The organism is Kitasatospora sp. CB02891, assembly GCF_002803145.1.
GTDB lineage: Bacteria > Actinomycetota > Actinomycetes > Streptomycetales > Streptomycetaceae > Kitasatospora > Kitasatospora griseola.
Genome location: NZ_NNBO01000007.1, coordinates 326566 through 348033 on the forward strand (window position 1 = coordinate 326566; position 21468 = coordinate 348033).

Here is a 21468-nt window from a genome sequence, read left to right on the forward strand (position 1 = left end):
CTCGGTCAGAGGTGCTGAGCTGCCCGGGAGTCGCGTCCCGGGCGGGGTGTCAGATGCGCTCCAGGACCTTCGCCAGCAGGGCGCCCATCCGTTCGGCGGAGGCCTTGCCGGCCTCCAGCACCTCGGCGTGGTTGAGCGGCTCGCCGGTGATGCCCGCGGCCAGGTTGGTGACCAGCGAGATGCCGAGCACCTCGGCGCCGGCCTCGCGGGCGGCGATGGCCTCCAGGGTGGTGGACATGCCGACCAGCTCGCCGCCGAGCACCCGGGCCATGTTGACCTCGGCCGGGGTCTCGTAGTGCGGGCCGCGGAACTGCACGTACACGGCCTCGTCCAGCGACGGGTCGACCTCGCGGCACAGCGCGCGCAGGCGCTTGGAGTACAGGTCGGTGAGGTCGACGAAGTTGGCGCCGACGATCGGGGAGTCCGCGGTCAGGTTGATGTGGTCGCTGATCAGCACCGGCTGACCGGGCGTCCAGCCGTGACGCAGGCCGCCGCAGCCGTTGGTGAGCACGATGGTCTTGCAGCCCGCCGCGGCGGCGGTGCGCACGCCGTGCACCACGGTGGCCACGCCGTGGCCCTCGTAGTAGTGGTTGCGGCCGAGGAACACCAGCGCCCGGCGGTCGCCGTCGCCGGGCATCCGCACCGAGCGGATGGTGCCGGCGTGGCCGGCCACCGCGGGGGCGGGGAAGCCGGGCAGCTCGGTGACCGGGAATTCGGCGAGCGTCTCACCGAGGGCGTCGGCGGCCGGCACCCAGCCGGAGCCCATCACCAGGGCGACGTCGTGGCGCTCGGCGCCGGTGAGTTCGCGCAGCCGGTCGGCGGCTTCCCGAGCGGCGGCGTAGGGGTCGGCGGAGACGACCGTCTGAGGAGATGCGTTCACATGGTCGAGGATAGGTCAAATCTGCCTACGCGCGTAGACAACGGGGCCGAGCCATGCCGGATCGTTACCGGAATGCACGGAACGCCGTCATTCGTCCCCGCCGGGACGACGGGGGACGCGGCCGAACTCCCGTCCGCCGCAGGCGCGGACGCGCCGTCAGCAGGGGCGGTGGCGCAGGTCCAGCACGTAGTCGTCGGGGGCGCCGGCGCTCTCCGCGGCGTCCGCGATCAGGCCGAGGTAGCGGGCCGCGGGCAGGCCGCCCTCGTAGTCGTTCAGCACGTACGTCCACACCGCGACTTCACCGTCCAGGGTCTGCGCGCGCAGCTTCACCTTGCGGTAGATGCCGAGCTGCACGCCCTCCCAGCGGTCCAGGCCGTCCTCGTCCATCGGGGCGACGTCGTAGAGCGAGACGAAGACCTGCTCCTTCTCGTCCTCCACCACGGTGGCCAGCGAGCCCTCCCAGCCCAGCTGCTCGCCGCCGAAGGTCAGCCGCCAGCCGGGCAGCCAGCCGGAGCCGCGCAGCGGGGAGTGCGGGGCACGCCGGCTCATCTGCCGGGCGTCGAGGTTGGTGGCGTAGGCGGCATAGAGCGACATGTGCGTCAGCCTACGGGAGCGGCCCGCCCGCAGCCCCCGACCGGGCCCGCCCGCGGACCCCGCCCCTACCGGCGCCCCCGGGCCGGGAGCAAGGGTCGACAACAACGGCCCCGGCGTGGAATCCGTTCCGGCGTGCGGGACAATGGAGCACGTGACTCGGATCGTGATCATCGGTGGCGGACCAGGCGGATACGAGGCGGCCCTCGTGGCCGCCCAGCTCGGCGCGGAGGTGACCGTCGTCGATCGCGACGGTCTGGGCGGATCGGCGGTGCTGACGGACTGCGTGCCGTCCAAGACGCTGATCGCCACCGCCGAGGTGATGACTACCTTCGACAGCTCCTACGAGGAACTCGGCATCCTGGTCGCGGACGGCACGCCGGACGCCGCCGACCCGGCCCGGGTGGTCGGAGTGGACCTCGGCAAGGTGAACCGACGGGTGAAGCGGCTGGCGATCGCCCAGTCGCACGACATCACCCAGGCCGTGACCCGGGCCGGCGTCACCGTGCTGCGCGGCCGCGGCCGGCTCGGCAGCAGCGGGCAGGCCATCGACGGCTCCCGCGAGGTGCTGGTCGACCACACCGACGGCCGGGTCGAGTCGCTGCGCGCCGACGCGGTGCTGATCGCCACCGGCGTGCGCCCGCGCGAACTCCCCGACGCCCAGCCGGACGGCGAGCGGATCCTGGCCTGGACGCAGGTGTACGACCTGGAGGAGCTGCCGCGCGAGCTGATCGTGGTCGGCTCCGGCGTCACCGGCGCCGAGTTCGCCGGCGCCTACCAGGCGCTCGGCTCGAACGTCACGCTGGTCTCCTCGCGCGACCGGGTGCTGCCGGGCGAGGACCCGGACGCCGCCGAGGTGCTGGAGGACGTGTTCCGCCGCCGGGGCATGAACGTGATGGGCCGCAGCCGCGCCGAGAGCGTCAAGCGGATCGGGGACCGGGTGGAGGTCACGCTGGCCGACGGCAAGGTGATCACCGGCACGCACTGTCTGATGGCGGTCGGCTCCATTCCCAACACCGCGGACCTGGGCCTGGAGGAGGCCGGCGTCGCGGTCAACGACTGGGGCCAGATCAAGGTGGACCGGGTCTCCCGCACCTCCGCCCCCGGCGTGTACGCGGCCGGCGACTGCACCGGCGTGTTCATGCTGGCCTCGGTGGCCGCCATGCAGGGCCGGATCGCGATGTACCACGCGCTCGGCGACGCGGTGCAGCCGCTGAACCTGAAGACCGTGGCGTCCAACGTGTTCACCGACCCGGAGATCGCCACCGTCGGCTACACCCACGCCGACGTGTCCTGCGGGAAGATGGACGCGGTCGAGATCAAGCTCCCGCTGCGCGGCAACCCGCGGGCCAAGATGCAGGGCATCCGGGACGGCTTCGTGAAGCTGTTCGCCCGCCCGGGCACCGGCATCGTGGTGGGCGGCGTGGTGGTCGCGCCGCGCGCCTCCGAACTGATCCACTCCATCTCGATCGCGGTGGACAACAACCTGACGGTCGAGCAGGTGGCCAACACCTTCACCGTCTACCCGTCGCTGTCCGGCTCCACCGCCGAGGCCGCCCGCCAGCTGCACATCCGCAAGCGCGAGGGCGCCGGTTCCTGACGTTCCACCGGCTCGTTCGGGCCGAGCCGGGCGCACGCCGCCCGGCTCACCCGCCCGGCGGAGCGCGCATTGTACGGTCGTGCGCCGCTCTTGGGTGAGCAAATCCGGTTACCAGGTGCAAACGCCTGAAAGCAGACGGTCACTCGGGTTACCGTCGGTTCTGTGTTTGCTGCAGAACGTCGCCAGTTGATCCTCGAGATGGTGCGCGCCAACGGAGCCGTGTCGCTCCGAGAGCTGGCCCGCGTCGTCCAGACCTCCGAAGTCACCGTCCGCCGGGACGTCCGGGCGCTGGAGGCCGAAGGGCTGCTCGACCGCCGCCACGGCGGCGCGGTGCTCCCCGGCGGCTTCAGCCGGGAGCCCGGCTATCCGCAGAAAACCCATCTCGCCGCGGCCGAGAAGAGCGCCATCGCCGATCTCGCCGCGGGCCTGGTCGAGGAGGGCGACGCCATCGTGGTCGGCGCCGGCACCACCACCCAGGAGCTGGCCCGCCGACTGGCCCGGGTGCCCGGGCTGACGGTGGTCACCAACTCGCTGCTGGTCGCCCAGGCGCTGGCGCACGCCAACCGGGTCGAGGTGGTGATGACGGGCGGCACCCTGCGCGGCTCCAACTACGCGCTGGTCGGCAGCGGCGCCGAGCAGTCGCTGGCCGGGCTGCGGGTCACCAAGGCCTTCATCTCCGGCAGCGGGCTGACCGCCGAACGCGGCCTGTCCACCGCCAACATGCTCTCCGCCAGCGTCGACCGGGCCCTGGTGCAGTCCGCCAACGAGGTGATCGTCCTCGCCGACCACACCAAACTCGGCGCGGACAGCATGTTCCAGACCGTCGCCACCGATGCCATCACCCGGCTGGTCACCGACGAGCACACCGCGGCGGAGGACCCGACCGCCCGCGAACTCGACGCGCTCGCCGACTGCGGGGTGCAGATCTCGGTCGCCGCGCTCGGCCTGCCCGCCGAGGCGCCGGCGGTGCACCCGCAGCCGTCCGCCGCACCGCCCCGCCGCCCCGTCCCGCCGGCCGGGCTCGCCGCCCCCGGCACCCCGCTCCCCGGCCAGCGCCGCCCCGCCCCGCACGGCGGCCTGCCGATCGCCGCGCGGCTCGCCGAACGGATCCGCTGACCGCTTCCGGCCCGGCGGTCCCTGCCCCCTGGCAGGCCGGCCGGGCCCGCTTGTAGCGTCTGCGCCCATGGACGCATCGAGCGAAAGACCCTACGGCACAACGGAATTGACGGTGCGTGCGGCCCGCGGCGGGCGGGGCCCCGCGACCTGGGGGCAGCGGGCGATCCACACCGCGCTGGTGAAGCTGGGCCCCGAGGCGCCCCGGTACAACCTGCGGACGGCGGCGCCCGTCGAGCCGGGCCTGCCGTTGGCGACGGCGCTCGGGGCCTTCACCGAACTGCTGCACCTGCACGACGCGTTGCGCACCCGGCTGGTCGAGCGGGACGGCGACCTGGTGCAGGAGGTGGACGCGGACGGGGCGCTGCCGGTCGCCGTGCTGCACCGCGACAGCGCCGAGCGGGCCGCCGGGGCCGCGGCGGAGCTGCTCGCCGAGTTCGCCGCCCGGCCGTTCGACCTGTCGGGGGAGTGGCCGGTGCGGCTCGGCCTGGTGCTGGTGGACGGCCTGGTCCGACAGGTGGCGCTGGTGCTGTCGCACACCGCCTCGGACGGTTGGGGGATGCGCCGCGCCGTCCGCGACCTGACGCTGCTGGCCGGTGGGCGCAGCGCCGCCGAGCTGCGCGCCGAGCGGACGTTCGCGCAGCCGCTGGAGGAGGCCGCCGAGCAGGACTCGCCGCGCGGCCGCCGCCGGGACGCCGCCGCCCGCCGGCACTGGCGGGACAAGCTGAGCCGCGGCCCGCGCGCCCAACTGCCGCGCCCGGACGGCGAACCGGACCCGGAGCGGCGGTTCCCGTTCGCGGTGCTGCGCTCCCCGGAGCTGGCCGCCGCGCTGCCGCGGGCCGCGGCCCGGCTGCGCACCAGTGACGCCACGGTGCTGCTGGCGGCCGCCGCCACCGAGCTGGGGCGGCTGGGCGGGCAGCGTGAGGTGCTGTTCCAGGTGGTGGTCGGCAACCGGTTCACCGAGCAGGCCGCGGAGGCCGTCACCACGCTCGCCCAGGAGGGCCTGTTCCATCTCCCGGAGCTGGCCGAGGACTTCGCGGGGACGGTCGGCCGCTGCCAGGGCCCGGCGCTCAGCGCCTACCGCCACTCCGGGTACCACAAGCCGCAGTTGGACGCCGACCTGGCGGCGCTGCGGGCGTCCGGCGTGGAGCCCGCCGACCACTCGGTGATCTGGAACGACACCCGGGACCCGCTGGCCGTGGCGATGTCCGACGGGGCGGCCGAAGCCGGGGAGGTGGAGCGGGAGTTGAGGTTCCCGGAGGCGTTCCCGGCCCGCCCCGGGGTGTCCGTCGCGGTGGACGTGGTCGCCGTGCCGGGCGCGATCGAGCTGCTGATGGTCGCCGACGGCGCGCTGCTGGAGCGCCCGCAGATGGCGCAGTTCCTGTGCGGCGTCGAGCAGTTGGTGCTGGAGGCGGCCGGATAGGCCGAAGGGCGGCGGGAGCCGGTGGACTCCCGCCGCCCTTCCGGACGGATCAGACGTCCTTGATCTCGCAGAGCGCGGCGCCGCTGGAGACCGACTGGCCGACCTCGGCCTTCAGGCCGACCACGGTGCCGGCCTTGTGGGCGTTCAGCGGCTGCTCCATCTTCATCGCCTCCAGGACCACGATCAGCTCGCCCTCGGCGACCACCTGGCCCTCCTCGACGGCGACCTTGACGATGGTGCCCTGCATCGGCGAGGCGAGGGTGTCGCCGGAGACCGCGGAGGCGGCCTTCTTGGCGCCCACCCGGCGCTTGGCCTTGCCCGCCGAGGCGCCCGCGGCCGGGGCCGAGGCGACGCCCAGCGAGGACGGCAGCGACACCTCGATGCGCTTGCCGCCGACCTCGACCACCACGGTCTCGCGGCCCTCGGGCTCCTCGCCGTCGCCGCCGGCGCCGACGAACGCCGGGATGGTGTTGTCGAACTCGGTCTCGATCCAGCGGGTGTAGATCGTGAACGGGCCCTCGGAGCCGTGCACCTCGGGTGCGAACGCCGGGTCGGTGACCACGGCCTGGTGGAACGGGATGGCGGTGGCCATGCCCTCCACCTTGAACTCCTCCAGGGCGCGCTTGGCGCGCTGCAGGGCCTGCTTGCGGTCGGTGCCGGTGACGATCAGCTTGGCCAGCAGCGAGTCCCAGGCGGGGCCGATCACCGAGCCGGACTCCACGCCGGCGTCCAGGCGCACGCCCGGGCCGGACGGCGGGGCGAACAGCGTCACGGTGCCGGGCGCGGGCAGGAAGTTGCGGCCCGGGTCCTCGCCGTTGATCCGGAACTCGAAGGAGTGGCCGCGGACCTCCGGGTCGTCGTAGCCGAGCTCCTCGCCGTCGGCGATCCGGAACATCTCGCGGACCAGGTCGAGGCCGGTGACCTCCTCGGACACCGGGTGCTCGACCTGCAGCCGGGTGTTGACCTCCAGGAAGGAGATCAGACCGTCCTGGGAGACCAGGAACTCGCAGGTGCCGGCGCCGACGTAGCCCGCCTCGCGCAGGATCGCCTTGGACGCCCGGTACAGCTCGGCGTTCTGCTCGGCCGTCAGGAACGGCGCGGGCGCCTCCTCGACCAGCTTCTGGTGGCGGCGCTGCAGCGAGCAGTCACGGGTGGAGACGACCACCACGTTGCCGTGCTGGTCGGCCAGGCACTGGGTCTCCACGTGCCGCGGCTTGTCCAGGTACTGCTCGACGAAGCACTCGCCGCGGCCGAACGCGGCCACCGCCTCGCGCACCGCCGACTCGTACAGCTCCGGGATCTCCTCCAGCGTGCGGGCGACCTTCAGGCCGCGGCCGCCGCCGCCGAACGCCGCCTTGATGGCGACCGGCAGGCCGTGCTCGGACGCGAACGCGACCACCTCGTCGGCCCCGGACACCGGCTCGGCGGTGCCCGCGACCAGCGGGGCGCCGGCGCGCTGCGCCACGTGGCGGGCGGTGACCTTGTCGCCCAGGTCGCGGATGGCCTGCGGCGGCGGGCCGATCCAGGTCAGGCCGGCGTCGATCACGGCCTGCGCGAAGTCGGCGTTCTCGGACAGGAAGCCGTAACCGGGGTGGATCGCGTCCGCACCCGAATCGGCGGCCGCCTTCAGGACCTTCGCGATGTCCAGGTAACTGCTCGCGGGGGTGTCGCCGCCCAGCGCGTACGCCTCGTCGGCCGCCCGCACGTGCAGCGCGTCCCGGTCCGGCTCGGCGTACACGGCGACACTCGCGATGCCGGCATCCCGGCACGCCCGGGCGACGCGGACAGCGATTTCGCCGCGATTGGCGATGAGCACCTTGCGCACTGTGGCTCCCTTCTCGAACCTCGTCGAGTCTATGGATTGAAGGGCGCTACCGGCGAGTAGTCCCTGGTGGTGAGCGTGCTCACACGCTCGGTGTCCCGATTTCCGTACGGGCGGCGGCGGTTGGCGGCGCGCCGCAGGTCGCGGACGCGCGGGGGGCCGCGCCGGGGCGCCCGGCGAGCCGGGCGGACCGGGTGGCCTTCGCCACACCGGGGTGTCGGATCAAGCGGCCGCCGGCTGCGGCGGGGCGGTCGCCCCGGCGGTCACGTCCGCCTCGAACTCGACCACGTCCGGGCCGTAGGCGCGGGTGTTGACCACCCGCAGCACCACTGCGAACGCCCCGTCCGGGCCGTGCCGGCGGGCCAGCGACCGGTGGTGGGCGGCCAGGTAGCGGACCGCGGCGTGGTTGGAGACCGCGGTCTGACCGGCGATCAGGAACACCGGTCGGCTGCCCGGCCGCAGGTGTATCCGGGCCAGCAGCGCGTACGCCGTCCCGCCCGGCTGCTCGGCGGCCGTCCGGAAGGCGAACTCCCGGTCCCCGACCAGCAGCGTGCGGACCGGATGCCCGGCGCCCTCCGGCGGGGCGACGAACGCCGCGCCGGGCAGCCAGGACGCCAGGTGCGCGGCGGTCCGGGCGTTGCTCTCCGGGCCGCCCACGCAGAACTCGGTCTTGTCGCCCAGCCCCTGACGCACCTCGTCGTGCGAGGTCAGCACGGACCGGGCGCCGCACTCGCGGACCAGCGCGGCCAGCTCCATCAGCGCGTACACGTCGTCACGGGCCACGCTGTGCGGATCGGCCGAGGAGACCTGCCGGTTGGCGACCAGCAGCGCCTCGCCGCCGGAGGTCAGCCCGAAGAACGCGCGCTCCCGCTCCAGCCGGCGCCGCCGGCGCAGCGTCTGCGCCAGCCAGCCGAGGCCCGCGCTGATCGCCGAAGCGACCAGGCCCAGCACGACGTTCAGCACACCATCGGTCATTTTCCGCTTCCCGTCGCCCCTTTCCGGTCCGGTTCGCCAGCCTAACGGCGGCCCACCTGCCCAGGGTGTGGAACTGTGCAACAGATGTGGGGCCCCGGTTCTGTCCAATTCCGCACCTTGCGAACCGGAAGCCGCTTCCTCTCTTACCGCCGCGGCATAACGGAATGGTTCAGACCATTGACCCGGTTCGGCGGCCGTCCCTAGCGTCGCCACCACATATCCGCAGAATTCACGGGGGAATCGTGAAGCGCATCGTCCTGCCCGTCGCCCTGGCGACGACCGCCCTGTTGCTCACCGCCTGCTCCAGCAGCGGCAGTTCGACCAAGGCCGCGGCCACGCCGTCGCCCACCGCCAAGACCTACGGCTGCCTCACCGAGGAACAGGCCGCCAAGGGCTCGTTCGCCCTCGACGCGGGCACCGCCGGCGGCACCGGCCTGGACGCCTACTACCGCGACTCGGACGCCGGCGGGGCCAAGGTGGGGGTGATCTTCTCCCACCAGCTGAGCGGCTCGCTGTGCGAATGGGCGCCGGTGTTCGGCGAGTTCACCAAGGCCGGGTACGCCGTGCTGGCCTTCACCTCCGAGGGCGACGTCACCGAGGGCATCAAGGCCTCCGCCGTCCGCCTCAAGGAGAAGGGCGTCACCGGCCTCGCCCTGATCGGCGCCTCCAAGGGCGGCACCTCCTCGCTGGTCGCCGCCAAGCTGGACAGCCCGCTGCCGATCAAGGCCGTGGTCTCGCTCAGCTCGCCCGACGTGTTCAACCAGTTCAACGCGGGGCTCGCGGTCAAGTCGGTGAAGATCCCGACCTACTTCGCCGCCGAGGAGATGGACGCCCCGTTCGCCGCCAACGCCAAGGAGCTGTACGCCGCCTCGGTGGCCGAGGACAAGCAGCTGAAGATCTACCCGGGCGGCAACCACGGCGCGCCGCTGCTCAAGGACGGCGCGCTGCCAGACGTCAAGGCCTACCTGGCCAAGCACGCCCCCGCGGCGGGCTGAGGACCCGTCAGGCCCACAGGTCGGTGATCCGCACGTCCAGTTCGGCGAGCAGGCGGCGGAGCAGCGGCAGCGACAGGCCGATCACATTGCCGGGGTCGCCGTCGATCCCCTCCACGAACGGTGCCGAACGGCCGTCCAGGGTGAACGCCCCGGCCACGTGCAGCGGCTCGCCGGAGGCGACGTAGGCGGCGACCTCGGCGTCGTCCGGCGTGCCGAACCGGACGGTGGTGGAAGCGGTGGCCCGCGCCTGCCGTCCGGTGGCGGTGTCGATCACGCAGTGGCCGGTGCGCAGCACGCCCGCGCGGCCGCGCATCGACCGCCAGCGCTCGATCGCCTCCGCGGCGTCGGCCGGCTTGCCGAGCGCCAGGCCGTCCAGCTCCAGCACCGAGTCGCAGCCGATCACCAGCGGCGGCTCGCCGGGCTCGGCGGCCAGTTCGCCGGCGATCTTCTCGGCCTTCGCCACCGCCAGCACCAGCGCGAGCTCGCCGGGCGTCGGCGCGGACAGCGCGTCCTCGTCCACCCCGCTCACCCGCACCAGCGGATCCAGGCCCGCCTGCCGCAGCAGGCCCAGCCGGGCGGGGGAGGCGGACGCGAGAACGAGCGGGCGGCGAGCGGTCATGCCGCCCAGCCTAGCCGTGCCGGGCCAGCAGCAGCGTCGCGGCGATCACGGCCAGCACCGCCAGCACCACCGCCGTCCGGTGCAGCCTGCGCTGGACTTCGCGGGCCTCGGGCGAAGGTTCGTCGCGGGGGTCTGACCAGAGCATTCGATCAGCCTGCAACGCGGGAGCGGTGCGGCGCCTGAGTATCCGTACTCAGTCCCGGCACGAGTGATGGTTCGGACGCCTGCTTGACGTCGCGCCGTTGTCACCCTGCAATGGACCCACTGACTTGTCCGGTTCATGATCGGCTCCGTGCGGGGAGCCGAACTCCCCCCACGGACCGACGGCAGGTCGACTCCAGGTCAGGGCACGCACAGCAGACCACCCCACTGGTTCCGGCTGAGGAGTCCCATGTCCGACCTCGTCACCACCGCAAGAGCCGCCACCGACGCGGCCCGCCCGCACCTCGTCGCGCTCTACCGGGCCGTCACCGGCCTCCTGTTCGCGTGCCACGGCGCCGCCTCCCTCTTCGGCATCCTCGGCGGGGCGCACGGCGGCGGCACCGTCCCGATCGGCAGCTGGCCCGGCTGGTATGCCGCCGTCATCCAACTCGTCTGCGGCGCGCTGGTCCTGCTCGGCATCGGCACCCGGACCGCCGCGCTGGTCGCCTCCGGCTCGATGGCCTACGCCTACTTCTCCGTCCACCAGCAGAACGCGCTGTTCCCCCTGCAGAACGGCGGCGAGCCCGCGGTGCTGTTCTGCTGGGCGTTCCTGCTGATCGCGGCGGTCGGGCCGGGCAGCTTCGCGGTCGGGCGGAAATTCGCCCGCTGAGCGGCCGGGCAGGCCCTGAGCGGCGCCCCCGGTCTCGCACCCGCCCGCGCCGCCGTCGTGCTCCTCGCCGCGTGTCACGACGGCGGCGGGGAGCACGGCCCCGACAGGGCCACGGCCACCAGTGAGCGCAGGGCCGGTGCGACCTGGCCGAGGGGCAGGGTGGACTCGTCGGCGAAGAGTTCCACCAGCCAGCCGCCCGCGGGGTTCGCACCGCCCGCCGCGACCATCGCCCGGTAGCCGGAGACCACCATCACCGCTTCCTCCGCCGCGTCGTTGCCCGGAGCGCCGACCCGCAGGGCGAACGCCCCGCCGGTCACCGCCCGGCCGGTCAGCGGGTAGTGCCGCAGGTCGAACACCGCGTCCGGGGCCTCGATCTGGGCCCGCTGGGTCTGTGCCCGGGCCGAGGCCGGGCCGCCGGTCATCCGGTACACGGCGTGCCGGGCGGTGCGCATCAGCGGCGAGCCCGGCGGTACGTACGACACCCACCAGCCGACGGCGTTCACCAGTCGGGACGCGGTCTCGGCGAGGACCGACAGCCGCCCCAGCGTGTCCGCGGGATGCGTCACCGCGCCCTGCACGCCGCCCTGGTCCAGGGCGGCCAGCACCGCCGCCAGCAGCTGCCCCGGGTCGGCGCTGTGCGCGGAGCCCCGGAACCGCCGCCGGTCGCCGTTCGGCCGGCCGCTCGGCGCCCGTCGGCTGTCCGCGAGCTGCACCACCGGATCCGGTGCGAACCCGGGCCCGTGGCCCCGGCCCGCCACCACCGGGTGCGCGGCCCGGGCCGCCTTCGCCCGGTACTGCGCGGCGTCGGCCAGCCGGAACAGCCGGTCCGCGGTGGTGACCGGGCCGATCGAGTCCCCGGTCGAGGCGATCCCGCAGGCGACGCCCTCGCCGTCCGTCAACTCCAGTGCGCGGGCGCACAGTTCCTCCGCGACCGCGACCACCTCGTCGGCGGACTGGCCCTCCGCGAGCAGGCAGAACTCGTCGCCGCCGAGGCGTGCGGCGAGGCTGCCCGGCAGCTTCGCCGCGGTGAGCGACAGCTGGTGCGCGAACCGCTCCAGCAGCCGGTCGCCCATCTCGTGGCCCAGCTGGTCGTTGACCCGCTTCAGCCCGTTCACGTCGCACACCACCAGCGTCACCACCACGCCGTCCCGGGTGTGCGCCTTCAGGGCCTCCTCCAGCCGGGCGTCCACGGCGCGACGGTTCGCCAGGCCGGTCAGCGCGTCCGTGAACGCCAGGCGGCGCAGGTCGGCGACCCGCTCGGTCTGCGCCAGGCCCGCCGAGATCTGCGCGGCCAGCAGGGTCGCGTACTCGGCGTCGGCGTCCGTGAACACCGGCATCCCGATCCCGCGCGCCAGGTACAGCTCGCCCCACGCCTGACCGTGCAGCACGATCGGCGCGACCAGGCAGCAGCCCCTCCCGCGACGCCGCAGGCCCGCGGCGCGGGAGCGGCAGAACGCGCCGGACGCCGGAAGCGGATGACCGGCGTGCGGGCCGAGGTCCTCCGCCGTCTGCACCCACGCCCGGGGGAGCCGGCCGGTGGTCCAGTGCTCCTCCAGGTACGTCACGATCTCCGGGAAGTCCGCGACCGGGTACGACTCGTCCTCCGGCAGCTCCTCCTCGCCCGGCGCGAGCTCCCCGTGATTGACCAGCACCCGCAGCCGGCCCGACTCGCGGTCCCACACCGAGACCGCCGCCATCGTCGCCCCCAACGCGGACGTCGCCCGCGCCGCCGCGGCCCGCACCGCCTCCAGCGGCGTCATCGCCCCGGCCATCGCCTGTGCGAGCTCCACCACCGCCTGCAACCGCGAGTCCGGCGCCGCAACCTGCTCACTCATCGTCGCCACATTCCCTCCCGCGGGCTGTTTCGTCCAGCCTAGGGGGGTTTGGGAGGATTTTTGGCTAGGCAGGCGGGCGTGAACACAGGGGCGCGGGGGAACTGCGCGACGGGCGCCGACGAGTCGTAGTGCGCCGCTCAGGCGGTGGCGGTGGGCGTCCGGGTCAGGAGCCAGGGTTCGACCAGGCCGAGGCCGCGGACCGGGCGGCGCCACATGGGCTGGAGGTGGAAGCGGTGGCCGGGGGCGGGGGAGGTCTCGGGGAGCGTCGCGGTGCCGTTGTGTTCGAGGGCCGCCGCGAGTTCGCCGTCGACCAGGACGGCGTCCTTGGGGGCGATGGAGGTGAGGCGGGAGGCCAGGTTGACGGTGGTGCCGAAGACGTCGCCCATGCGGGAGGTGACGGTGCCGAAGGCCATGCCGACGCGCAGGGCGGGCATGTTGTCCTCCTTGGCGAGGGTCTCGACCAGGGAGAGGGCGATCTCGGCGACGGTGGCCGGGTCCTCGGAGACGAAGAGGATCTCGTCGCCGAGGGTCTTGACGACCCGTCCGCCCTGGCCGGCGATCAGGTCGGAGCAGGTGTTCTCGAAGCCTTCGACGAGTTCGCCGAGCTCCTCCTCCTCCAGGCGGCGGGAGAGCCGGGTGAAGCCCACCAGGTCGGCGAAGGCGACGGCGAGCCGGCCGGAGGTGATCTCGTGGTCCTCGGCGGCCTGCACGACCCGGCCGGTGACGGCGGCGAGCTGGCGGCGCCAGACGTAGACCAGGAACTGTTCGAGCTCGGGGAGGAGCAGTTCGACCAGCGGGTAGGCGACGTCGGAGCGGGTGAGGCCGGGTTCGACGGGCTGGGTGAGGTTGTCGAGGAAGGTGTCCATCTGCCAGCCGGCGAGTCGCGCGGTGGTCTGGCCGGTGGAGCGGGCGACCTGGATCGCCATGGGCTCGCTGAGCAGCCCGGACTCGATCAGGCCGGCCAGGCGGCGCAGCGCGATCACGTCGTTGTCGTTGAGGGCGCGGGACTGGCCGATGTCGGGGAAGCCCATGGCGCGCCAGAAGCGGGTGGCGAGGTCCATCGGGACCTCGGCGGCGCGTGCGGCCTGGTACGGGGTGTACTTGCGCGGGGCGTCGAGGATCAGCCGCTCCAGGTCGGTCGCGACGGTGGTCTCGTCCGTCTCGCCGGGCGTGCCGGCGGGAGAGCCGCTGTTGCCGGAGCCCGTGGTGGCGCCGCCGTTGTCTGTCACCGGTCCGTCCCCGTGCGTCTGCGCACTTGTGTCTTGCCGTCCTCGGGGTTGGCTGCGCGACCACCGCGGGGGTAGTGGCGAGCCTCACACCGCTGCCAGGTGGAATGTTCGCACGGAATCGCGTAATCCGGGGCATCCGCCCGGCAGCCGGTCCGAGGGTCCCGCAGGGTGAGACCGGCCCTGCGCGACGTGGTCAGTTCTGCGGGCGTACGTGCACCACGTCGCCGGCGGCGACGGCGTGCCGGGCGCCGTCGGGGGTGCGGACCACCAGCCGGCCGTCGCCGTCGACGGCCACCGCGTCGCCCAGCAGTTCGCGTTCGCCGGGGAGTTGGACCTTCACGGGCCGGTTCAGGGTGGTGCAGCGGGCGGTGTACGCGGGGAGCAGTCCGCTGGCGTGCGGGTCGCCGGCGGCGGCCGTCCACTCGCCGTAGAGCTCCGCGAACTCGCGCAGCACGGCGCGCAGCAGGGTGGCCCGGTCGGTGGTCTCGGCGCCGGCCAGCGCCAGCGAGCCGGCGGTGGGGACGGGCAGCTCGGCCTGCCGGAGCGAGACGTTGAGGCCGAGGCCGACGATCACGGCGCCGCCGGAGAGTTCGGTGAGGATGCCGCCGAGCTTGCGTTCCTGCCCGTCGACCTCGGCCTGCAGGTCGTTGGGCCACTTCAGGCCGGTGCGGACGCCGGCGATCCGGTCGAGGGTGGCGGAGACGGCGGTGCCGATCAGGATGGGCAGCCAGCCGTAGCGTTCCATCGGCACGCCCTGCGGGCGCAGCAGCACCGACAGGAACAGCCCGGAGCGGGGCGGCGCGGTCCAGCGGCGGTCGAGCCGGCCGCGGGCGGCGTTCTGCGACTCGGCGACCAGCACGGCGCCCTCGGGCGCGCCGTCCTTGGCGCGGGCGGCCAGGTCGGAGTTGGTGGAGCCGGTCTCGCTCACCACATCGAGTGAGGTCCACAGGGCGCCCGGGCGCAGCAGGTCGAGCCGCAGGGCGGCCTCGTCGAGCGGGGGGCGGTCCAGGTCGGTCCACGGGGACGGGCCGCCGTGGCCGAAGCCGCGCAGTCCGGAGCGGCGGGGTCGGGGGCTCTCGGGTGTGCTCACCCCCACCACCCTAGGGCCAGGCCGACGGCCGCACTCCGCATCATCGTCCCGCAATCCGGGCAGTGGCACGATGTGTCGATGGCCATAGCCGCGGAGGCCTCCGGGCTGGCTACGCTACGCAACGGTAGACCGCAGTGCCGCCCTGCCCGCAACCCTCCACGCCCCGGGCCGGCGGCCGAGGACGCAGGGAGAGCCACCGCAATGGCCGAGGCACCGAACGACCCGCACACCACCGCCGGAAAGCTCGCCGACCTGCGGCGGAGGATCGACGAGGCGGTGCACTCCGGTTCCGCCGCCGCGGTCGAGAAGCAGCACGCCAAGGGCAAGCTGACGGCCCGTGAGCGGATCCTGGAGCTGCTGGACGAGGACTCCTTCGTGGAGTTCGACGAGTTCGCCCGGCACCGTTCGACCAATTTCGGCCAGGAGAAGAACCGGCCGTACGGCGACGGCGTGGTGACCGGCTACGGCACCGTGGACGGGCGCCAGATCGCGGTGTTCGCGCAGGACTTCACGGTGTTCGGCGGTTCGCTGGGCGAGGTGTTCGGCGAGAAGATCGTCAAGGTGATGGACTTCGCGCTGAAGACCGGCTGCCCGATGATCGGCATCAACGACTCGGGCGGCGCCCGGATCCAGGAGGGCGTGGTCTCGCTCGGCCTGTACGGCGAGATCTTCCGCCGCAACGTGCACGCCTCCGGCGTGATCCCGCAGATCTCGCTGATCATGGGCCCGTGCGCGGGCGGCGCGGTGTACTCGCCGGCGGTCACCGACTTCGTGGTGATGGCCGACAAGACCTCGCACATGTTCATCACCGGCCCCGACGTGATCAAGACCGTCACCGGCGAGACCGTGGACATGGAGGAGCTGGGCGGCGCCCGCACCCACAACACCAAGTCCGGCAACGCGCACTACCTGGCCGCCGACGAGAAGGAGGCCATCGAGTACGTCAAGAGCCTGCTCTCGTACCTGCCCTCCAACAACCTCTCGGACCCGCCGGTCTACCCGGAGCAGGCGGACCTGTCGATCACCGACGAGGACCTGGAGCTCGACAGCATCGTCCCGGACTCGGCGAACCAGCCGTACGACATCCGCCGGGTGATCGAGCACGTGCTGGACGACGGGGACTTCCTGGAGGTCCAGCCGCTGTACGCGGGCAACATCGTGGTCGGCTTCGGCCGGGTCGAGGGCCACCCGGTGGGCGTGGTCGGCAACCAGCCGATGGACCTGGCGGGCTGCCTGGACATCGCGGCCAGCGAGAAGGCCGCCCGCTTCGTGCGCACCTGCGACGCGTTCAACATCCCGGTGCTGACCTTCGTCGACGTGCCCGGCTTCCTGCCCGGCACCGGCCAGGAGTGGGACGGCATCATCCGCCGCGGCGCGAAGCTGATCTTCGCCTACGCGGAGGCCACCGTCCCGCTGATCACCGTGATCACCCGCAAGGCGTTCGGCGGCGCGTACGACGTGATGGGCTCCAAGCACCTGGGCGCCGACATCAACCTGGCGTGGCCGACCGCGCAGATCGCGGTGATGGGCGCGCAGGGCGCGGTCAACATCCTGCACCGCCGGGAGATCGCCGCGGCCGAGGCCGAGGGCCGGGCCGAGGAGCGCCGGGCCGAGCTGCTCGCCTCGTACGAGGACACCCTGCTCAACCCGTACCTGGCCGCCGAGCGCGGCTACGTCGACGCGGTCATCGCGCCCAGCGAGACCCGCCGGCACATCGTCCGCGGGCTGCGGGCGCTGCGCGGCAAGCGGGAGGCGCTGCCGCCGAAGAAGCACGGCAACATCCCGCTGTAGCAGAAGGGCTCACCCGCATGACTCCCATTCAGGTGCTGCACGGGCAGCCGACCCCCGAGGAGCTGGCCACCGTCCTGGCGGTGGTCCAAGCCCGGGCCGCCGCCGGGGCCGGGGCGGCCTCCGCGAGCGGCCCGGCCACCGCGTGGACCAGCCGCACTCCCCGTCCCGTCCCCGCGCCCGGCCCGCACACCTGGCGCACCAGCCTCTGGCCGCGCTGAGGCCCCTCGACGGATCGCCGGCGGTTCAGCCGCCGGCGATCCGGTCCGCGCGGGTGTAGACGTTCGCGCTGCGCCCGCGCAGGAAGCCGACCAGGGTGAGGCCGAGCTCCTCGGCCAGGTCGACGGCGAGCGAGGACGGCGCGGAGACCGCCGCCAGCAGCGGCAGACCGGCCAGCGCGGCCTTCTGGGTCAGTTCGAAGGAGGCCCGGCCGGAGACCAGCAGGACGTGCCCGCGCAGCGGCAGCAGGCCCTCGCGCAGCGCCCAGCCGACCACCTTGTCCACCGCGTTGTGCCGGCCGACGTCCTCGCGGGCGCACAGCAGGGCGCCGTCGGCGGCGAACAGCGCGGCCGCGTGCAGGCCGCCGGTGGAGTCGAAGGTCCGCTGGGCGGCGCGCAGCCTGTCCGGCAGCGCGTAGAGCACCTCCGGGTCGAGCGTCAGCGGGTCGGCCGAGACGTCCCACCGGCTGCGGGTGCGCACGGCGTCCACGGTGTCGCGTCCGCACAGGCCGCAGGCGCTGGTGGTGAGCAGGTTGCGGTGCGCGGAGAGCGCCGGGCGCGCGCCGCGGACGGCCGCGTCGACCACGTTGTACGTGTTGGCGCCGTCGGCGTCGGTGCCGGCGCAGTAGCGGAGCGCGGCGAGTTCCTCGGTGGCCGCGACCAGGCCCTCGCCGACCAGGAAGCCCGCCACCAGGTCGAAGTCGTGGCCGGGGGTGCGCATGGTGACGGTCAGCGCCTCGCCGCCGATCCGGATCTCCAGCGGTTCCTCCGCCGCCAGACTGTCGGGCCGCGCGCCGCGCTCCCCGTCGCGCAGTCGCACCACTCGCCGCCGTACCGTTGCCCGCGCCATCCGTGTCGCACCTCCGCGGGCCAGTCAACCATCCGCGGTGTGCCGAACGATTGCTTGTCATATCCGCATTCACCTGATGAGAATGTGCATATGGATATGCACAGTGTCGTCGTCCAGGTCGGCAAGGCCGACGTCAGCGCCGAGGATGTCCTCGCCGTGGCCCGGGGCGGGGCCCGGGTGGAGATCGGGCCGGACGCCCTCGCCGAGATGGCCGGGGCGCGCGCCCGGATCGACGCCCTCGCCGCCGAGCCCCGCCCCGTGTACGGGGTGTCCACCGGATTCGGCGCGCTGGCGGTGCGCCACATCAGCCCCGAACTGCGGGCCCAGCTCCAGCGCTCGCTGGTGCGCTCGCACGCCGCCGGCATGGGCCCGACGGTGGAGCGCGAGGTGGTCCGGGCGCTGATGTTCCTGCGGATGAAGACGCTGGCCTCCGGCCGCACCGGCGTGCGCCCGCTGGTCGCCGAGACCATGGCCGCCCTGCTGAACGCCGGAATCACCCCGGCGGTGCGGGAGTTCGGCTCGCTCGGCTGCTCCGGCGACCTCGCCCCGCTCTCGCACTGCGCGCTCGTCCTGATGGGCGAGGGCACCGCGTTCGGCCCCGACGGCGCGGAGAAGCCCGCCGCCGAGCTGCTGGCCGCCGCCGGCATCGAGCCGGTCGAACTGCTGGAGAAGGAGGGCCTGGCCCTCATCAACGGCACCGACGGCATGCTCGGCATGCTGGTGATGGCCCTCGCCGACCTCCGGCGCCTGTACACCACCGCCGACATCACCGCCGCGATGACGCTGGAGGCGCTGCTCGCCACCGACCGGGTGCTCGCCCCCGAGCTGCACGCCCCGATCCGCCCGCACCCCGGCCAGGCCGCGGCCGCCGCCAACATGCTGGCCGTGCTGCGCGGCTCCGGGCTGACCGGCCACCACCACGACGACGCGCCGCGGGTCCAGGACGCCTACTCGATCCGCTGCGCCCCGCAGGTGGCCGGCGCCGGCCGCGACACCCTCGCGCACGCCGCGCTGGTGGCCGACCGGGAGCTCGCCGCGTCCGTCGACAACCCGGTGGTGCTGCCCGACGGCCGGGTCGAGTCCAACGGCAACTTCCACGGCGCACCGGTCGCCTACGTGCTGGACTTCCTGGCGATCGCCGCCGCCGACCTGGCCTCGATCTCCGAGCGCCGCACCGACCGGCTGCTCGACACGGCCCGCTCGCACGGCCTGCCCGCGTTCCTCGCCGACGACCCGGGCGTGGACTCCGGTCTGATGATCGCCCAGTACACGCAGGCGGCGCTGGTCAGCGAGAACAAGCGGCTCGCGGTGCCCGCCTCGGTGGACTCCATCCCGTCCTCGGCGATGCAGGAGGACCACGTCTCGATGGGCTGGTCCGCGGCCCGCAAGCTGCGCCAGGCGGTGGCCAACCTCGGTCGGGTGCTGGCCGTCGAACTCGTCGCCTCCGCACGGGCGCTGGAGATGCGCGAGCAGGCCGCGGAGCAGCCCGGGGTGCTCGCCCCGGCGACCGCCGCCGCGATCGCCGCCGCCCGCGCCGCCGGCGTCGGCGGGCCCGGCCGCGACCGCTTCCTCTCCCCGGACCTGGAGGCCGCCGCCGAACTGGTCGGCACCGGCGCACTGATCGAGGCGGTCCAGCGGGTCACCGGTCCGCTCGCCTGATGATGTGACACGGGACGGGCGCGCCGACCACCCTCCGGATGCGCCCGTCCCGTCAGGCGGAACGCGATTGCCCGTCTGTCGGGACTGCGCCACAGTCGTCCCACCGCCGAAGCCACCGGCGACCGCCCAACCGAGCGTGGAGGTACCCGAGATGACCGCCCTGGACGAGACCGGAACGAACAGCGGGCCGTCCGCCCGGCTGCTCCAGCTCTTCGAGGGCCACCGGTTGACGCCCACTCAGCGGCGGATCGCCCACTCGCTGGTGAAGCACGCCACCGAGGCGCCGTTCCTGTCCAGCGTCGAGGTCGCCGAACTCGCCGGCGTCAGCCAGCCGTCCGTCACCCGGTTCGCCGTCGCGCTCGGCTACGACGGCTACCCCGCGCTGCGCAAGCAGCTGCGCGAACTCGGCGTCGGCGAGGCCGCCGACCCGGAGAGCCACCACGACGTGGTCCGCAACGAGCACCAGCAGGCCGTGCTCGCCGAGATCGCCCACCTGCGGCACCTGGCCGAGCTGCTCGCCGACCCCGCGCCGATCGTCCGCGCCGCCCGGGTGCTGGCCGCCTCCCGGCCGCTGCCGGTGCTCGGCCTGCGCGCCGCCTCCGCCCAGGCCCGCGGCTTCTCCTACTTCGCCGCCAAGGTCCACCCCGACATCCGGCTGCTCGACGAGGGCGGCTCGATGCTCGCCGACCGCCTGGAGCAGGCCGTCTCGGCCGGCGCCAGCGCCCTGCTGTGCTTCGCGCTGCCCCGCTACCCGCGCGAACTGATGGACGCCCTCGCGGTGGCCCGCGACTGCGGACTGACCGTGCTGACCGTCGCCGACTCCGCGTTCGCCCCGGTCGCCAAGCTCTCCGACCTGATGCTGCCCGCCGCCGTCGGCACCGGTCTGGTCTTCGACACCGCCTGCGCCCCGATGGTGCTCGGCCGGGTGCTGCTGCAGGCGATGTGCGACGAGATCCCCGGCGCGGAAGCCCGGCTCGAAGCCATCGAACAGTCGGCGACGGCCCGTCAGTTGTTCCTGGACTGACACCCGTTGTTCCCCCAATGACACCCCGGTACCGGGTTGACGACCGGCCGTGCGCGGGCATCTTCCCGGTAGGGACGAAGACAGCCTTGGACGGGGGAAGTCCAATGCCACCACCGATCCACCAGATGCGGCTCACCGGACGACTCGGCTCCGGCGCCGACGAATGGTCCTGCCCGCAGTGCGGCCGACGCATCGCCCTCCGCCGCCCGCCGCACCCCGAACTCACCGTGCTCGACCCGGGCGACGAGGAGGCCGTGCACATCGGCGTCCTGGAGCCCGGCGACCCGGCCGCCGACGCGGCCGCCGCCCGCTACGGCGTCGGCCCGGTCCAGCACGTCCCGCGCCCGCCGGCCCGCCCCGGCGAGAGCGGTTCCGACGAGAACCGCCCCGCTGACGGCGGCCCCGGCGACCCGAACGCCCAGCCCGACGCCGAGGACCGCCGCTGGCTCGCCGAGATCGGCATCGACTGGGACGGCGACGCGGCGGCCTGAGGGCGCAGACTGGAATCGGCGCACCCGTTCGGGTGCGGTGGCGGGTGATCGACATGTATTGGCACCGCGGGTACCACGGCGGCTGGTCGTGGGTGCTGCCCGGGATCACGTTCATGCTGTTCGTGCTGCTGGTGATCGTCGTGCTGGCCGCGCTGTGGCGGATGTACTCGACGAGTCGGACGACCGGATCGGGGGACGGTAAGCAGTGGGGGAGCCCGCCGCACGGCCGGGTCCCGGAGGCGGAGCGGCTGCTGGCCGAGCGGCTGGCCCGGGGCGAGATCGAGGTCGACGAGTACCGGCACCGGTTGGCGGCGCTGCGCGGCGAGTACGGCGGGAGCGGTCCGGGAAGTCCACCGGGAGACGGTCCGCCGGGCGGCGGTCCACCGGAGGCTCCGCCGAAAGAGCCGGGGAAGAGCTGAGGGGACAGGCGCCGACGCGGGCCGTCGAGACTCTGG

21 protein-coding genes are annotated in these 21468 nt (G+C 73.8%); 11 read left to right on the plus strand and 10 right to left on the minus strand.

The features are described from left to right. Positions 1-49 precede the first annotated feature (49 nt). Together CG736_RS18490 and CG736_RS18495 are read right to left on the minus strand one after the other, a co-directional pair. Entirely contained in the window at positions 50-880 is an 831-nt protein-coding gene (locus CG736_RS18490; RefSeq protein ID WP_198520544.1) for a purine-nucleoside phosphorylase, read from the minus strand. A gap of 156 nt (positions 881-1036) precedes the next feature. Then, on the minus strand, positions 1037-1474 hold the full coding sequence (locus CG736_RS18495; protein WP_100587284.1) for a gamma-glutamylcyclotransferase: 438 nt from the start codon (positions 1472-1474) through the stop codon (positions 1037-1039). A gap of 142 nt (positions 1475-1616) precedes the next feature. Here CG736_RS18495 and CG736_RS18500 point away from each other — a divergent pair, with 142 nt between their 5' ends. The 3 genes from CG736_RS18500 (at position 1617) to CG736_RS18510 (ending at position 5607) form a co-directional block, all read left to right on the plus strand. Next, positions 1617-3071 (plus strand): NAD(P)H-quinone dehydrogenase, encoded by a 1455-nt coding sequence (locus CG736_RS18500; RefSeq protein ID WP_100587285.1) that lies wholly within the window; start codon positions 1617-1619, stop codon positions 3069-3071. A gap of 198 nt (positions 3072-3269) precedes the next feature. Next, positions 3270-4187: a DeoR/GlpR family DNA-binding transcription regulator gene (locus CG736_RS18505; RefSeq protein WP_043916429.1), complete on the plus strand. Its 918-nt coding sequence runs from the start codon at positions 3270-3272 to the stop codon at positions 4185-4187. A 112-nt stretch (positions 4188-4299) separates the two neighbouring features. Continuing rightward, positions 4300-5607, plus strand: coding sequence for a condensation domain-containing protein (locus tag CG736_RS18510; protein WP_157815631.1), 1308 nt, complete (start codon positions 4300-4302; stop codon positions 5605-5607). A 49-nt stretch (positions 5608-5656) separates the two neighbouring features. On the opposite strand, the gene CG736_RS18515 is transcribed toward CG736_RS18510, so the two are convergent. Both CG736_RS18515 and CG736_RS18520 read right to left on the minus strand, forming a co-directional pair. Continuing rightward, a complete protein-coding gene (locus CG736_RS18515; RefSeq protein ID WP_100587287.1) occupies positions 5657-7432 on the minus strand; it encodes a biotin carboxylase N-terminal domain-containing protein in 1776 nt (591 codons plus the stop codon). Positions 7433-7651: 219 nt separating this feature from the next. Then, a complete protein-coding gene (locus CG736_RS18520) occupies positions 7652-8404 on the minus strand; it encodes a hypothetical protein (RefSeq protein WP_100587288.1) in 753 nt (250 codons plus the stop codon). A gap of 242 nt (positions 8405-8646) precedes the next feature. On the opposite strand from CG736_RS18520, the gene CG736_RS18525 reads away from it, so the two are divergent. Further along, the gene (locus CG736_RS18525; RefSeq protein WP_100587289.1) at positions 8647-9399 is read left to right on the plus strand and encodes a S9 family peptidase; all 753 of its coding nucleotides are present in this window, start codon (positions 8647-8649) and stop codon (positions 9397-9399) included. Positions 9400-9406: 7 nt separating this feature from the next. Here the strand turns inward: CG736_RS18525 and CG736_RS18530 are convergent, their stop codons facing one another. Together CG736_RS18530 and mmpB are read right to left on the minus strand one after the other, a co-directional pair. Further along, positions 9407-10018, minus strand: coding sequence for a nucleoside triphosphate pyrophosphatase (locus CG736_RS18530; RefSeq protein ID WP_100587290.1), 612 nt, complete (start codon positions 10016-10018; stop codon positions 9407-9409). 10 nt (positions 10019-10028) lie between these two features. Beyond that, complete coding sequence (gene mmpB, locus CG736_RS38405) at positions 10029-10163, minus strand: morphogenic membrane protein MmpB (RefSeq protein WP_255419013.1); 135 nt, start codon at positions 10161-10163, stop codon at positions 10029-10031. Between the two features lie 246 nt (positions 10164-10409). On the opposite strand from mmpB, the gene CG736_RS18535 reads away from it, so the two are divergent. Then, positions 10410-10829, plus strand: coding sequence for a DoxX family protein (locus CG736_RS18535; RefSeq protein ID WP_100587291.1), 420 nt, complete (start codon positions 10410-10412; stop codon positions 10827-10829). A 74-nt stretch (positions 10830-10903) separates the two neighbouring features. On the opposite strand, the gene CG736_RS18540 is transcribed toward CG736_RS18535, so the two are convergent. From CG736_RS18540 to CG736_RS18550, 3 genes are all read right to left on the minus strand, one after another. Further along, complete coding sequence (locus CG736_RS18540; RefSeq protein WP_100587292.1) at positions 10904-12664, minus strand: sensor domain-containing diguanylate cyclase; 1761 nt, start codon at positions 12662-12664, stop codon at positions 10904-10906. Positions 12665-12801: 137 nt separating this feature from the next. Beyond that, positions 12802-13893: an adenylate/guanylate cyclase domain-containing protein gene (locus CG736_RS18545; RefSeq protein ID WP_100587293.1), complete on the minus strand. Its 1092-nt coding sequence runs from the start codon at positions 13891-13893 to the stop codon at positions 12802-12804. A 193-nt stretch (positions 13894-14086) separates the two neighbouring features. Next, positions 14087-14983: a biotin--[acetyl-CoA-carboxylase] ligase gene (locus tag CG736_RS18550; RefSeq protein WP_369880217.1), complete on the minus strand. Its 897-nt coding sequence runs from the start codon at positions 14981-14983 to the stop codon at positions 14087-14089. A 201-nt stretch (positions 14984-15184) separates the two neighbouring features. On the opposite strand from CG736_RS18550, the gene CG736_RS18555 reads away from it, so the two are divergent. Together CG736_RS18555 and CG736_RS18560 are read left to right on the plus strand one after the other, a co-directional pair. Further along, entirely contained in the window at positions 15185-16774 is a 1590-nt protein-coding gene (locus tag CG736_RS18555; RefSeq protein WP_100587294.1) for an acyl-CoA carboxylase subunit beta, read from the plus strand. 17 nt (positions 16775-16791) lie between these two features. Beyond that, positions 16792-16992, plus strand: a complete 201-nt coding sequence (locus CG736_RS18560; RefSeq protein ID WP_100587295.1) for an acyl-CoA carboxylase subunit epsilon — start codon at positions 16792-16794, stop codon at positions 16990-16992. A 25-nt stretch (positions 16993-17017) separates the two neighbouring features. Here the strand turns inward: CG736_RS18560 and fdhD are convergent, their stop codons facing one another. Beyond that, the gene (fdhD, locus tag CG736_RS18565; protein ID WP_043914289.1) at positions 17018-17839 is read right to left on the minus strand and encodes a formate dehydrogenase accessory sulfurtransferase FdhD; all 822 of its coding nucleotides are present in this window, start codon (positions 17837-17839) and stop codon (positions 17018-17020) included. A gap of 96 nt (positions 17840-17935) precedes the next feature. Here fdhD and hutH point away from each other — a divergent pair, with 96 nt between their 5' ends. The 4 genes from hutH (at position 17936) to CG736_RS18585 (ending at position 21432) form a co-directional block, all read left to right on the plus strand. Further along, positions 17936-19498: a histidine ammonia-lyase gene (gene hutH, locus CG736_RS18570; protein WP_100587296.1), complete on the plus strand. Its 1563-nt coding sequence runs from the start codon at positions 17936-17938 to the stop codon at positions 19496-19498. Positions 19499-19649: 151 nt separating this feature from the next. Then, the gene (locus tag CG736_RS18575) at positions 19650-20522 is read left to right on the plus strand and encodes a MurR/RpiR family transcriptional regulator (protein ID WP_100587297.1); all 873 of its coding nucleotides are present in this window, start codon (positions 19650-19652) and stop codon (positions 20520-20522) included. A gap of 104 nt (positions 20523-20626) precedes the next feature. Then, on the plus strand, positions 20627-21013 hold the full coding sequence (locus tag CG736_RS18580) for a hypothetical protein (protein ID WP_043914284.1): 387 nt from the start codon (positions 20627-20629) through the stop codon (positions 21011-21013). A gap of 44 nt (positions 21014-21057) precedes the next feature. Then, complete coding sequence (locus CG736_RS18585; protein WP_157815632.1) at positions 21058-21432, plus strand: SHOCT domain-containing protein; 375 nt, start codon at positions 21058-21060, stop codon at positions 21430-21432. The last annotated feature ends 36 nt before the right edge of the window (positions 21433-21468 follow it).

Bases quoted from the DNA above. Each gene is read 5' to 3' on its own strand.
- CG736_RS18495 (WP_100587284.1), bottom strand. From the start codon at position 1,474: ATGTCGCTCTATGCCGCCTACGCCACCAACCTCGACGCCCGGCAGATG.
- CG736_RS18500 (WP_100587285.1), top strand. From the start codon at position 1,617: ATGGAGCACGTGACTCGGATCGTGATCATCGGTGGCGGACCAGGCGGA.
- CG736_RS18505 (WP_043916429.1), top strand. From the start codon at position 3,270: ATGGTGCGCGCCAACGGAGCCGTGTCGCTCCGAGAGCTGGCCCGCGTC.
- CG736_RS18520 (WP_100587288.1), bottom strand. From the start codon at position 8,404: ATGACCGATGGTGTGCTGAACGTCGTGCTGGGCCTGGTCGCTTCGGCG.
- CG736_RS18530 (WP_100587290.1), bottom strand. From the start codon at position 10,018: ATGACCGCTCGCCGCCCGCTCGTTCTCGCGTCCGCCTCCCCCGCCCGG.
- mmpB (WP_255419013.1), bottom strand. From the start codon at position 10,163: ATGCTCTGGTCAGACCCCCGCGACGAACCTTCGCCCGAGGCCCGCGAA.
- CG736_RS18535 (WP_100587291.1), top strand. From the start codon at position 10,410: ATGTCCGACCTCGTCACCACCGCAAGAGCCGCCACCGACGCGGCCCGC.
- CG736_RS18540 (WP_100587292.1), bottom strand. From the start codon at position 12,664: ATGAGTGAGCAGGTTGCGGCGCCGGACTCGCGGTTGCAGGCGGTGGTG.
- CG736_RS18555 (WP_100587294.1), top strand. From the start codon at position 15,185: ATGGCCGAGGCACCGAACGACCCGCACACCACCGCCGGAAAGCTCGCC.
- CG736_RS18560 (WP_100587295.1), top strand. From the start codon at position 16,792: ATGACTCCCATTCAGGTGCTGCACGGGCAGCCGACCCCCGAGGAGCTG.
- fdhD (WP_043914289.1), bottom strand. From the start codon at position 17,839: ATGGCGCGGGCAACGGTACGGCGGCGAGTGGTGCGACTGCGCGACGGG.
- hutH (WP_100587296.1), top strand. From the start codon at position 17,936: ATGCACAGTGTCGTCGTCCAGGTCGGCAAGGCCGACGTCAGCGCCGAG.
- CG736_RS18575 (WP_100587297.1), top strand. From the start codon at position 19,650: ATGACCGCCCTGGACGAGACCGGAACGAACAGCGGGCCGTCCGCCCGG.
- CG736_RS18580 (WP_043914284.1), top strand. From the start codon at position 20,627: ATGCCACCACCGATCCACCAGATGCGGCTCACCGGACGACTCGGCTCC.